This window comes from Deinococcus arcticus (assembly GCF_003028415.1).
Taxonomy (GTDB): domain Bacteria; phylum Deinococcota; class Deinococci; order Deinococcales; family Deinococcaceae; genus Deinococcus; species Deinococcus arcticus.
On the sequence record NZ_PYSV01000004.1, the window covers coordinates 54101 to 66655 of the forward strand.

A 12555-nucleotide genomic window follows, 5' to 3' on the forward strand; every position below is an offset into this window, starting at 1 on the left:
TTGATCGGGGGCTTGGCAGCGAGCGACTTAAGATCCCGGCGCCCACCGATTCAGACCGAATCCACCGGCCCCAGCACCACCACGGTCAGGCGCTCCAGTGGGCACTGGGCCAGCACCGCCTGCACGGCCTCCACGGTCACGGCCTCGTAGCGCGCCACCAGCTGCGCTGTGTCGGGCGTGCAGCCGGTGCCCAGGTGTTCCAGGCCCAGGGTGAACAGGCGCCCCTGCGGGGTTTCGGCGCGCAGCAGGGTGCCGACCGCCAGCTTGCGCGCGGCGCGGCGCACCGCCGGCGGGGTGATCAGGTCAGCGGCCGTCCGCAGCACCCGGCGGTAGATCGCCAGGGCCTCGGGGGCGCGCTCAGGGTCGCAGGTCAAGCCCCCTTCAAAGGTGCCTGCGTCCTGGTAGTCCAGATGGCCCAGGTCGGCGCTGTCGCACAGCCCGGTGTCCACCAGGGCCCAGTACAGGGCGCCGTTCTCGCCGCCGATCAGATCGGCCAGCACCTGCGCGGCCTCGCGCAGCGGGTGGGCGGTGCCCAGGCCGGGGCAGGCGCTGGCCACATGCACGCGGCTCAGGGCCGGGTCGGGCAGCACGCGCACGCCCTCCGGCCAGACAGGCACGGCGGGCACCAGGGGGGGGGCCGGCCGCCCGGCAGGCCAGTCCTGGAGATTCTGTTCGGCCCAGACCCGCACCTGTGCGGGGTCAAACTGCCCGGTCATCACCAGGGCCACCCGCCCGGCCCCGTAGCGCTCGCGGTGGTGGCGGGCCAGGGTGGCCGCGTTCAGGGCCCCGACGGTTTCAGGCGTGCCCAGAATCGGCGCGCCCAGCGCGTGCGGGCCCCAGTAGTCGGCGCGCAGTTCATCGGCCAGCCGGGCAGCAGGCTGGTCGGCGTACATGGCAATCTCTTCCAGAATCACGCCGCGCTCGGTCTCCACGTCGGCCGCCCGCAGGGCCGGGCGCATCAGTTCGGTCAGGGTCTCCAGCAGGGCGCCCGTCTGCTCGGGGAGGGTGGCGGCGTGGTACACGGTGGCCTCCTCGCTGGTAAAGGCGTTCACCTGCCCGCCCAGTTCGTCCAGGCGGGCGTTCAGTTCGGCGGCGCCCAGCCGCTCGCTGCCCTTGAACAGCAGGTGTTCCAGAAAGTGGCTGGCGCCCCGCTCAGCGTCAGCCTCTTCACGGCTGCCGGTCTGCACGAAGTAGCCGGCGGCCACGGTCTGGGCCTCGGGGTCGGGCTCCAGCAGCAGCAGCAGGCCGCCGGGCAGGGTGTGGCGAATCAGGGGAGACAGAGGGGAAACAGGCTCAGGCATGGGTGAGTTCCAGGGACAGGGGGGTGCCGGGGCCCAGGGTCACCACGGCGGCGCCCTGGATGGGGTGATAGTCGGCCAGAAAGGCGTTGACCTGCGCCAGCGTCAGGGCCTGCACCGCCGCGCGCAGGCCCGCCACCGCGCGCACCCCGCCAAACAGCGCCACATCGCGCGTCAGCGCGTGGGCCCGGCCGCGCAGGCTCTCGGCGCCGAACACCAGACTGGTGGCCAGCCCGGCGCGGGCGCGCTCAAATTCGGCCGGCGTCAGGCCCTGGGACAGGCGCGCCAGTTCCTCGTGAACCACGGCCAGGGTCTCGGCGGCGCGGGCGGGGGTGCTGCCGGCATACACGCTCAGGAACCCCTCGGCCCCCAGAACCACGGGCCCCGCGCTGACCGCGTAGGCCAGGCCGCGTTCCTCGCGCACGGCGTGAAACAGGCGGCTGGCGCTGCCGCCCGACAGGGCGTTCAGGGCCAGTTGCCAGGACAACCAGTCCGGGCTCTGAGGCGGAACCCCGGGGGCCAGCAGGCTCAGGTGGGTCTGCTCAGCATCCTCGTTGGGCACGTGGGCGCGGGCGCCGTGGGCAAAGGCCACTGGCACCGCGTCAGCGTGGCCGGTGCGCAGCTTGCCCAGCGTGGCCTGCACCAGGGCCAGCACGCCTTCGGGGGGCAGGTCGGCCACCACACCCAGCACGGCGCCCGCCTGGCCGTAGCGCTCCAGGTGCATGCGCAGGGCGCCGGGCGTGAGCGCCAGGAGCCCCCCCACGGTGCCGCTGACCGGGTGGGCGTAACCAGCAAACGGCGAGGCGGCCGGGCGCGGAAAGGTCACCTCGCGCGCGCGCACGGCCAGCTGATCGGCAGGGCTGTCGGCCAGACTCTCCAGGTCCTGCCGGGCCAGATCGGTCAGCACCGGCAGCTCGGCTTCCGGCAGTTCGGGGCGCATCAGCACGTCGGCGCACAGGGCCAGGGCCGCGCCCAGGTCGGCCTGCAGGCCGCTCACGCTCAGGCGGGTGGCCTCGGGGCCCACGCCGCCGCCCCGGCGCACACCCAGATCGTCAAAGGCGTCCTGCAGGGCGCGCGCGCCCCGGCCCCCGGCGCCCTTGAACAGCCACTCTTCCAGCACGCCGCCCGCGCCTTCCAGGCCCACCGGGTCGTGGGCACTGCCCACCGGCAGGCGCAGATCAAAGGCAAAACCGGGGCTGCGGCGGCGCTCAAAGGCCAGGCGCAGGCCACCCGGGAGGGTCCACAGGTGGGCAGAGGGAGGGGCCACAGGCATCCGGCCACTCTAGCGCGCCGCGTGCTGGGCGCCCCCGCCCGGCGGCACACTGCAACTTTTGCTGGTTTTACCCGGCGGCCCCGGGCGCCATGCTGGGCGGCATGCGAAGGGTGCTGTGGTGGGGGGCGGTGCTGGCGGTGCTGGCCGGCGCCCTGTGGTGGCTGTGGCCGGTGCTGGAACAGACGCGGCGGGTTTCCGCCCTGCTGGCGGCCCCGGCACCGGCGGCGCGCAGTCTGCCCAACCCGCTGCCGGGGCAGCGCTTTGAAGACACCTGGGGCGCGGCCCGCAGCGGCGGGCGCCGCCACGAGGGCATTGACATCTTTGCCGCGCGCGGCACGCCCATTCAGGCCACCACGCGCGGCCTGGTGCTGAACGTGGGGCCCAATGGCCTGGGCGGGCGCACGGTGACCGTGCTGGGCCCGGCCGGGCAGCGCCATTACTACGCCCACCTGGAACGCTATCCCAACCTGAAACGCGGCGACTGGGTGCAGCCTGGCGACGTGGTGGGCTTTGTGGGCGACAGCGGCAACGCGCGCGGCACGCCGCCTCATCTGCACTACGGCATCTACACCGCGGGGGGCGCCATCAATCCCTATCCGCTGCTGCGCCCGGAACAATAGACAGGCGATTTTCCGGCTCTGAGCCGTCTTTTTTTAGGTTAACGCCCCGTTAACGTGGGGTTTTTTACATTGAGGGCACAGGAAACGGATCGGAGGTGCTGGGGAGCGTCCCTTCCCATCCGTGACCTGAGCCGGAACGCCAAGTTGCCGTCATTCAGCGGGGGTCCGACCGGCCGGCCCTGCGCGACAGGCACCCCACCTATCACCGCTGGCCTGCACCCCAGGCCCCCACACCCCGGAGGGAAGATCATGAGGAAGATTGCACTGCTGGCCCTGGGCCTGACCGCAAGCACCGCCGCCGCCGCCAACGTGGCCGGTACCCAGACCACGCCGCTGAACATGCGCGTGCAGAACGTGTGCATCACGGGCTACACCAACCCCGAGTACAACGGCGCCGCTGGCCTGAGCCGCACCTGGAGCGCGGTCAACCTGAACACCCTGGGCGGCGGCGTGGTCAGCGCCGTGCGCAACGTCACCACCCCCGCCATCCGCGCGCTGGGCGTGGACTGTAACCACCGCACCGCCCTGACGATTGCCCCCATTGCCGACATCACCATGACCCGCGACACCAGCGGCGGCGGTCAGCCCTACAGCTTCCAGATCAAGGGCGGGGCCTGGAGCGCCACCAACCCCTGGACCATGGCGGTCACCAACGGCATCACCGGCACCATGAACCGCAACATGGGCAACGGCAACACCATGACCTACCAGTACTACGAGCGCCTCGTGACCTTCAAGCTGGGCGGCGCCGGCAGCGACCTGAACACCGCGTGGTCGGTCCCGGGCGGCAACTACACCGGCAACCTGGTGGTCAGCTTCAACTACGACGAGTAAGCATTCGGCGCCGGGCAACCTGACCCCATCCAGAGGTCAGGTTGCTTCGCCGTAGAAGGAGATGATGGCGTTGTTCAGATTGCCCGCTGCGCTGCTGCCGGCCCTGATAGGGGGCACGCTGTTTTCAGTGGCCCAGGCCACCCCCGGCTCCCCGGTTCCCCGCTGCGAGATTCGCGTGGCGGCGCTGATAGAGCCCTACCGCTTTCCGGTGGGGGCGCAGGGGCAGCTGGAGGTCACGGTGGCCTGCCCACCGGGGCGCTTTGCGGTCAGCCTGAGCACGCCTGATGGTCCCCTGCGCGGCCCGCGCGCGCCCCTGACGCTGCAGTCGGGGGCCGCCACCGCCCAGGCCCTGCTGACCGACTGGCCCGCCGACCTGAATGTGGTGGGACGGCGCACCTTTACCCTGAAAGTGCTGGTGCCGCCCGGGCAGCTGAATCTGGCCGGCGGCGACTACTCGACCCTACTTTCGGTCCGCGCCGAGGCGCTGGACCCTGCTGGAGACCTGCCATGATTCGCTTTCTGCTGTGGACGCTGCTGTGCCTGCTGGGTGTGGCCGGCGCCCAGACCTTCGCCCTGTCCCCCACCGCCTTCAACATGGACCCGGCGCGCACCAACACCGCGCAGGTGCGCATGGATAACACCGGCGACGTGCCCATGACCTTTCAGGTGGAGATCCGCAGATGGAGCACTGAAAACGGCCAGCATGTGTACAGCTCCACGCGCGACGTGGTGGTCAATCCGGCGCAGTTCACCCTGGAACCCGGCAAGAGCCAGGTGATTCGGGTGGGCCTGCTGAAAAAGGCGGGGGGCGAGGAACTGGCCTACCGCGTCTTTGTGCGGCAGGTGCCCACCGCCGAGGTGGCCACCCAGCAGAGCAGCGAGGGCAACGTGGGCCTGACCCTGCGCCAGCTGGTGCAGGTGTCCATGCCGGTGTACGTGGCCCCGGCGGGCAGCACCCCGAAAATGAGCTACAGCCTGCGCCTGCAGGGCGACAAGGTGGTGCTGGACCTGACCAACGCCGGCAACCGGCACCTGACCCTGCGTGACGTGACTGTGGTGGCCGGTGACGCGCGCCTGAGCCTGGGCAATGCCGCCGTGCTGGGCAGCAGCACCCTCACCCTGCCGCTGACGCTGGACGCCCTGCCCGGGGCCGCCGAACTGGTGTATACCGACATGAACGGCGAGGAGCGGCGTGAACCGCTGCGCCTGCCCTGAGCGCCGCCGGCCGGGCGCGGCCCTGTGGCTGGCTGCCGCGCTGGCCCTGGGCCACGCGGGCGCCCAGGCGCAGGCCGAGCCTGAACCCTGCGCCCTGCCGCAGACCTTTGTGGAGGTGGCCGTGGCGGGGCAGGCCCGGGGCGGCGCCCTGGCCCTGATCGACGGCGAGCGCGTGTGGCTCTCGCCGGGGGTGCTGCGCGAGGCGGAGGCCGGGTACGCCGACGCCCGCGTGCGCTGCGACGACCAGGACTTCGTGCGGCTGAACGCCGCGCTGGAGGTGCGTTTTGACCCGGGCGAGCTGACCCTCAGCGTGGGTGGGCGCACCGAACTGCTGCCCAACAACACCCTGGACCTGGGGCAGGTGCGCCCCCCGGAGGCCGAAGTGCTGCCCACCCTGCCCGTGACCACCCTGGGCGTGCAGGGCGAGGCGGCGCGCCGCCCCGGCGAGGCCGGTCAGCCGGCGGTGCTGACCCACAGCGCGGCCGTGCGTGCCGGCTATCAGAACGGCCGCCTCGCCCTGGGGGCCCAGCTGGGCGAAGCCGGGGGCCAGGGCCTGAGCACCGCGTGGCAGGGGCAACTCAGCGCCGCGTATCAGGTGCGCGACAACCTGTCGGTAGAGGTCGCCGCCTACGCGGTCCGGGTGGCGGGCGGCCCGGTGCGGCTGGCCGACGAACAGATCAGCGGCCTGACCGTGACCTTCGGCAGTGTGCGTGCCTACCGCCTGCCGCAGCTGGTCCTGGCCCTGCCGCTGGACGCCGAGGTGGAATTGCGCGTGCCCGGCGTGGAGGTGCCGCGCCTGAACGCGGCGGCCGGCACCCTGACCATCCGGAACCTGCCGCTGGATCTGCCGGCCGGGACGGTAGAACTGCGCATCCGCGACGCCACCGGCACGCGTTTTGAGCGCGTGACCTACACGGCCGCCGACATTCAGGTGACGGCGCAGGCCCTGGCCGTGCGGGCCCAGGCGGGGCTGCGCGGCACCCGCCCGGCTGCGCAGGCCACCGCTGTGTACGGCCTGAACGACGCGTGGAGCCTGAGTGCCGAACTGGACGCCGATACGGCCCGCCAGCAGCTCAAGGCCTCGGCGCGCTACGTGGTGACCGACCTGAACACCGGCTTTGGGGTGCAGTACGACTCGGCCACCCGCACCCGGCTGCTGCTCAGTGGCGACGCCACCTGGGCCCGGGGCGAGTGGCGCTTTGGCGCAGGCGCGGTGGTGCCGCCGCTGGACCTGCGCGCGGCCTCGGTTTCGGGGCAGGTGGGCTGGAGTGCGCGCGGCACCAGCCTGGGCCTGCGGGCGCAGGCCACCCCGGGCGCGGCGCGCGGCGAACTGGGCCTGAGCGCCAGCCGCAAATTCAGCGCCGACCTCAGCGTGGCCCTGGGCGCCGCCGTGAGCACCAACGCGGGGCAGCTGGGCTGGCGGGCCACCCTGAGCGCCACCTGGACCCCCACGCCCAGACTGGGCCTGAACGCCGCCGCCACCGCCGAGAACGGCAGCACGCTGCTGGAAACCCGGGCGGTCTATCAGCTGGCCCCCGAACACACCCTGAATGCCGGGGTGGTGGTGGGCAGCGGCGCGGCGCGCGCCGCCACAGTGGGCTACCAGTACGTGGGCCAGGGCCGCGCCGCCGCGCAGCTGTCCACCACGGGCGAGGCGCGGGTCTCGGGCAGCGTGGGGGCCGCCCTGGTGGGGGGTCAGCTGTACCTCACAGCCGCCGAAACTGGCCCCGGGGTCCTGGTGCGGACCGGCGTGGCCGGCGTGCCGCTGGTGGTGGGGGGCGTGCCGGTGGTCACCGACCGCCGGGGCGACGCCCTGGTGCTGCTGGCCAGCGGCACGCGCGTGGCGGCTGTGGCCCCGGATTTCGAGCAGTTGCCGGTCACGGTCAGCGTGCAGGAGGATGGCCGCACCCTGAGCCTGTCGCCCTACGGCGTGACCGTGCTGGACTGGACCGGCAACTTTGCGCGCTTTGCCTGGGTGCGGCTGCTGCGCCCGGACGGCACGCCGCTGAAATACGCCCGGCTGGCCCTCAAGGGCGACCCCACCACCGACGACGAGGGTTGGGCCCTGGTGCCGGAATTCAGCGCGCCGCAGACCGTGCAGGCCACCGAGGAGGACCCCGGCGCGCCGCCCTGCCAAGTTCAGCTCATTCCCGGCACCGAGACGGTCACCTGCGTGCCGATCCCTCCAGCCGCGCCCTGACCGCAGGCCACTCGGCCGCCACAATGGAATACATCACCGTGTCGCGCTGGGTGCCGTCCTGGCGCGGCATATGCTGGCGCAGCACCCCCTCGCGCACCGCCCCCAGCTCCTCAATGGCCTGCTGCGAACGGGTGTTCAGCAGGTCGGTCTTGATCTCCACACGCCGCATGCCCAGCACCTCAAAGGCGTGGGCCAGCAGCAGGCGCTTGAAGGTGCGGTTGGCCGGCGTGCGCATGTAGGCCGGGGCCAGCCACGTGCTGCCAATTTCCAGGCGTTTTTGCGCGGGGCGCATCTCCATGTAGCGGGTGGCGCCGGCATACTCGCCGTTCACCAGGGCCACGAAGGGCTGCTGGTCCCCGGCCTGCAGCGCCGCTGCGTAGTAGCGCGCCAGGGTGGGCGGCGTGACCATCTGCGCGTATTCGTGGGCGCTGGCCTGCGCCAGGGCCAGCAGCGGCGCAATGTCGCCCTCCTGCAGGGGGCGCAGGGTGTACGGGCCAGCCGAGAGGGTGAGGTCGTGCTGCATAGGGCGACTGTAATACGCCGCACTGACGGGGGCCGGCCTGGTTCACGGCGCTGCGCTGAACGGTGTGGCCTGCCGCCCCGGCCACCCACCACCTGGCGCTTCACTCTGCCGTCTTGACAGCGCTTTCAAAGAGGACTACGCTGCCGCTATCTCTCAAGGTGTTCTGCGGCAGACAGCGGTGTCTGCGCGCAAAAGGAGCAGGCTGTGCTCGAACCAGTGACCCTGGCCCAAGTGGCGCGTGAAGCGGGCGTTTCGCCCAGCACGGTGTCACGCATTCTGAACGGCACCGCCAACGTGGCGCCGGACAAACGGGTGCGGGTGGAAGCGGTGATTGCGCGGCTGAACTTCCGGCCCAACCCGCAGGCGCAGGCGCTGGCGGGGGGGCGCAGCCTCACCATCGGGGTGGTCACGCCCAGTCTGCATTCCACCTTTTACGGCGAGGCGCTGGCCGGCATTGAAGCGGCGCTGAACGACACGCCGTACCATCCCATCGTCATCAGCGGGCAGTGGCGCACCGAACGCGAGCAGGAAGCCCTGAACGTGCTGCTGGCCCGCCGGGTGGACGCCGTGATTCTGCTGGGCGGCATCGTGGACGACGAGGTGCTGCGCCCCCTGGCCCAGCGCGTGCCCATTATCGCCGTGGGCCGCGAGGTGCAGGGGCTGGGCGAAAGCTGCATCGTGCTGGACAACGCCCTGGGCATGCGCCTGATTGCGCAGCACCTGCTCTCGCTGGGGCACCGCCAGTTCGCCTACATCAGCGGGGCCGAGCGCCAGAGTGACGCCATGGCGCGCAAGGCCGCCTTTCTGAGCTGCCTGCACGAGGCGGGCCTGACGCCCCCGCCCGCGCTGATGGAGGTGGGCCACTACCTTGAAGACGGTGGGCAGGGCGCGGCCGAGCGGCTGCTGGCCACGGGCCTGCCCTTCACGGCGCTGGTGTGTGCCAACGACCAGATGGCCCTGGGCGCCCGGCTGGCGCTGTACCGCGCCGGGCGACGCGTGCCCGACGACGTGTCCCTGACCGGCTTTGACGATGTGGTGACCTCCCGCCTGATGACCCCACCCCTGACCACTGTGCGTCAGGCCATCTACGACATTGGCGTGAGTGCCGCGCACGAGGCCCTGAAGTTGCTGGACGGCCAGCCGGCGCAGCGGCACGTGTTTACCCCCGAACTGGTGGTGCGGGACTCCACTGCCCCGCCCCGGAGGCCGTCATGACGGGCCCTGCGGGTTAGCTTCCCCCTTCCCCGGCTGCGGGCCCACTGGCCCCTTCTTTCCCCTCATTCTGAAAGCGCTTTCATAACCTCTGGAGGTTTCTATGAAGAAAGGTCTCGTGTCCGCTCTCGCCGCCGCCCTGCTGCTGGGTCAGGCGAGCGCCCAGGAAAAGGTCACCCTGACGGTGGCGGTCTTTCCCAGCCTGGACAGCTCGATCAAGGCGATTTTGCCCGCGTGGCAGAAGAAATACCCCAATGTAACCATCAACATGCAGGCGCAGCAGTACGCCGACCACCACAACGCCATGACTACCGCGCTGGCCACTGGCCAGGGCCTGCCGGACGTGATGGCCATTGAGGTGGGCTACGTGGCCAAATTTGCCGAGGGGCAGGGCCTGGAGGACCTGAACAAGGCGCCCTACAACGCCGCCGCCTCCAAGAAGCTGTTCACGCCCTTTACGATTGCGCAGGCCACCAGCAGCGACGGGCGCTTTATCGCCATGCCCACCGACATTGGCCCCGGCACCTTCTTCTACCGCAAGGACGTGCTGGACAAGGCGGGCGTGAACCCGGTGAATATGCAGCGCTCCTGGGAATCCTACATTGCCGCCGGCAAGACCATCAAGGCCAAGACCGGCGCGTACCTCGTGAACACGGCGGCCTCGGTATACGGGATCATCATCCGCACGAACCTGAAAAGCGGCGAAGGCATTTACTTCGACAAGGCCAACAACCTGCTGGTGGGCCCGGACAATGCCCGGTTCGTGCGCGCCTTTACCCTCAGCAAGCAGATCCGGGACGCGGGGCTGGACGCCAAGGTGGGCGAGTGGACCAACGAGTGGTACGACGCCTTTAAAAAGGGCACGGTGGCCACGCAGTTTTCCGGCGCGTGGCTGCAGGGCGCCCTGCAGAACTGGATGGCCCCGGAAACCAAGGGGCTGTGGCGCGTGCAGAACCTCCCGGAGCGCTCCTTTGCCTCGTGGGGCGGCACCTTCTACGGCATTCCCAGCAAGGCCAGAAATAAGCAGTGGGCCTGGGAGTTCATCAAGTTCATGACCATGAACCAGAGTTCGCAGATCGCGGCCTTCGAGGACAACGGCGCCTTCCCGGCGCTGGTGGCGGCCCAGAAGAACAAGGTGTTCAGTGATCCGGTGGACTTCCTGGGCGGCCAGAAGGCGCGCGTGCTGTGGCGCGACGCCGCCGCCAAGACCCAGCCCATTGACGTGAACAAGTACGACTCGGTGGCAGACCAGATCGTGCAGACCGAGCTGACCAACGTGCTGGAAAAGGGCAAGGACATCAAGCAGGCCCTTTCGGACGCCCGCGCCCAGATTCTGCGCCGCGCCCGGTAAGCGCCCGCCCGGCACCTTCTCGGCCGGTGGAGGATGCAGGTGGTCTCTGTGCACCCCGTCCTCCACCGCCCTTCCCCCGCAAGGACCCCCATGTCATACCGCCTGCCCGCCCGGCCCCGCGCCCGCTTCAGTTACACCCGCTGGCAGCAGCGCTTCGCGCCCTACCTGTTTGTCAGCCCGTTTTTCATCCTGTTTCTGGTGTTCGCGCTGTTTCCGCTGCTGTTCAGCCTGTACCTGGCGTTTCATCTGTGGAGTCCCCTGGACGGCCTGGGCAACTGGAAGTTCGTGGGCTTCGAGAACTTTGCGCTGGCCCTGGGGGCCCAGGACCTGTTCTGGCAGACCCTGAAGAACACGGTGTGGATTGGCCTGCTGGCCGGCGTGCCGCAGCATCTGGTGGCGCTGCCGCTGGCCTTTGTCATTCACCAGAGCCTGCGCCGGTACCAGAGCACACTCAGCACCATCCTGTTTCTGCCGTACATCACCAACGCCGTGGCCATTGCCATCGTGTTTGCCACGCTGTATTCCGAACGGCTGGGGCTGCTGAACTACGCGCGGGGCGCCTTTGGCCTGGACCCGGTGCGCTGGCTGGGCGACCCCGGCATGGTGCCGTACTCGGTGGCGGCAGTGGTGTTCTGGCGCTACCTGGGCTGGAACGTGGTGCTGTACCTCTCGGGGCTGCAGGCCATCAGCGAGGACGTGTACGAGGCCGCCACCGTGGACGGCGCAGGACGCTGGCAGCAGTTCTGGTACATCACCCTGCCCCTGCTGCGGCCCATGATGTTCTACGCCTTCACCCTCACCATCGTGGGCAACATGCAGCTGTTCGAGGAACCATTCATGCTGCTCAATGACGGCGGCGGCAGCGGCGGCGCGGGCCTGACCACAGCCATGCACATCTTCAACACGGCCTTCCGCGACCTGGATCTGGGCTACGCCTCGGCCATGAGCTGGCTGCTGTTCCTGGCGATTTTTGCCCTGAGCATGGTGAACAACCTGCTGTTTTCACGCGGAGGTGAGCGGTGACGAGTACCCCTGTGCGCGCCGCGCCCGTGGTGGCCCGCCCCCGGCGGTCCCTGCGCGGCTGGCGCCGCCTGCCCCTGTGGCTGCTGGTGGGGCTGGTGTGTTTTGGGTCGGTGGTGCCCTTTTACCTGATGTTCGTGTGGGCCTCGCACCCGGGCTCGGAAGTGTTTGCCTTTCCGCCGCACCTGTGGTTCGGCTCGGCCCTGGACGACAACTTCCGCAGCCTGCTGCAGATCACCGACGGCAAGGCGCTGCGGCACTTCTGGAATTCGCTGTACATCGCGCTGGTGGCCACTGTTACCACCCTTTTCTTCTGCTCGCTGGCGGGCTACGCCTTTGCCATGTACCGCTTCCGGGGCCAGCGGGTGCTGTTCGCCTTCATTCTGGCGACCATGCTGATTCCGCCGCTGGTCATGGATATTCCCAGCTTTCTGGTCATGAACAACGTGCTGGGCTGGGTGGGCGAGCCGCGCGCCCTGTGGGTGCCGGGCATGGCGAACGCCTTCGGCATCTTCCTGATGCGCCAGTACATCGCCTCGGCCCTGCCGCGCGAACTGATTGAAGCCGCGCGCATCGATGGGGCCACCGAATTCGGCATCTACCGCAAGGTCGTGTTGCCCCTGATCCGGCCCATTCTGGCCACCCTGGGCGTGGTGACGTTCGTGGGCGCCTGGAACAACTTCAAGGGCGCGCTGATCATGAAGCTCAGTGAACCCGACACCCTGACCCTGCCGCTGAGTCTGCGCCGGCTGGGCGGCGGCGCCACCAACGCCAACGTGGACTGGGGCGCAATCATGATGCTTGTCGTGATCACCGTGATTCCGCTGGTGATCGTGTTTCTCGTCGCCAGCCGTCAGGTCATCAGCGGCCTGACCAGCGGGGCGGTCAAGGACTGAACTGGCCTGTGCCCGGCCCAGAAGCGGGTGACGACTTGCCGCGTTCAGCGTCCGCCTCTCTCCCTTCCGCGAACGGCTACGGATTCCGTCTGTAACGCCCACAATCCGGAACA

The 12555-nt window shown here is 69.9% G+C and carries 12 protein-coding genes; 9 read left to right on the plus strand and 3 right to left on the minus strand.

What is annotated here, in order from left to right:
* Positions 1–50: 50 nt before the first annotated feature.
* Entirely contained in the window at positions 51–1301 is a 1251-nt protein-coding gene (locus C8263_RS05365; protein WP_107137099.1) for a M16 family metallopeptidase, read from the minus strand.
* Positions 1294–2571: a M16 family metallopeptidase gene (locus tag C8263_RS05370; RefSeq protein WP_107137100.1), complete on the minus strand. Its 1278-nt coding sequence runs from the start codon at positions 2569–2571 to the stop codon at positions 1294–1296. The genes C8263_RS05365 and C8263_RS05370 overlap by 8 nt, the downstream gene beginning before the upstream one ends.
* Positions 2572–2672: 101 nt before the next feature.
* Between C8263_RS05370 and C8263_RS05375 the strand changes: the two genes are divergently transcribed.
* From C8263_RS05375 to C8263_RS05395, 5 genes are all read left to right on the plus strand, one after another.
* Complete coding sequence (locus C8263_RS05375) at positions 2673–3191, plus strand: M23 family metallopeptidase (protein WP_107137293.1); 519 nt, start codon at positions 2673–2675, stop codon at positions 3189–3191.
* A 249-nt stretch (positions 3192–3440) separates the two neighbouring features.
* Positions 3441–4025, plus strand: coding sequence for a hypothetical protein (locus tag C8263_RS05380; RefSeq protein ID WP_107137101.1), 585 nt, complete (start codon positions 3441–3443; stop codon positions 4023–4025).
* 61 nt (positions 4026–4086) lie between these two features.
* Positions 4087–4536, plus strand: a complete 450-nt coding sequence (locus C8263_RS05385) for a hypothetical protein (RefSeq protein WP_107137102.1) — start codon at positions 4087–4089, stop codon at positions 4534–4536.
* The gene (locus C8263_RS05390; protein WP_107137103.1) at positions 4533–5240 is read left to right on the plus strand and encodes a fimbrial biogenesis chaperone; all 708 of its coding nucleotides are present in this window, start codon (positions 4533–4535) and stop codon (positions 5238–5240) included. The genes C8263_RS05385 and C8263_RS05390 overlap by 4 nt, the downstream gene beginning before the upstream one ends.
* Entirely contained in the window at positions 5218–7440 is a 2223-nt protein-coding gene (locus C8263_RS05395) for a fimbria/pilus outer membrane usher protein (protein WP_107137104.1), read from the plus strand. The genes C8263_RS05390 and C8263_RS05395 overlap by 23 nt, the downstream gene beginning before the upstream one ends.
* Here C8263_RS05395 and C8263_RS05400 read toward each other — a convergent pair.
* Positions 7406–7963: a GNAT family N-acetyltransferase gene (locus tag C8263_RS05400; RefSeq protein ID WP_107137105.1), complete on the minus strand. Its 558-nt coding sequence runs from the start codon at positions 7961–7963 to the stop codon at positions 7406–7408. The two genes, C8263_RS05395 and C8263_RS05400, sit on opposite strands and share 35 nt — an antisense overlap.
* A 204-nt stretch (positions 7964–8167) precedes the next feature.
* Here C8263_RS05400 and C8263_RS05405 point away from each other — a divergent pair, with 204 nt between their 5' ends.
* From C8263_RS05405 to C8263_RS05420, 4 genes are all read left to right on the plus strand, one after another.
* A complete protein-coding gene (locus C8263_RS05405; protein WP_107137106.1) occupies positions 8168–9178 on the plus strand; it encodes a LacI family DNA-binding transcriptional regulator in 1011 nt (336 codons plus the stop codon).
* A 100-nt stretch (positions 9179–9278) separates the two neighbouring features.
* Complete coding sequence (locus C8263_RS05410) at positions 9279–10526, plus strand: ABC transporter substrate-binding protein (protein WP_107137107.1); 1248 nt, start codon at positions 9279–9281, stop codon at positions 10524–10526.
* Between the two features lie 90 nt (positions 10527–10616).
* Complete coding sequence (locus C8263_RS05415) at positions 10617–11549, plus strand: carbohydrate ABC transporter permease (RefSeq protein WP_107137108.1); 933 nt, start codon at positions 10617–10619, stop codon at positions 11547–11549.
* Positions 11546–12442 (plus strand): carbohydrate ABC transporter permease, encoded by an 897-nt coding sequence (locus C8263_RS05420; RefSeq protein ID WP_199188317.1) that lies wholly within the window; start codon positions 11546–11548, stop codon positions 12440–12442. Before C8263_RS05415 ends, C8263_RS05420 begins: the two co-directional genes overlap by 4 nt.
* Positions 12443–12555: the final 113 nt, after the last annotated feature.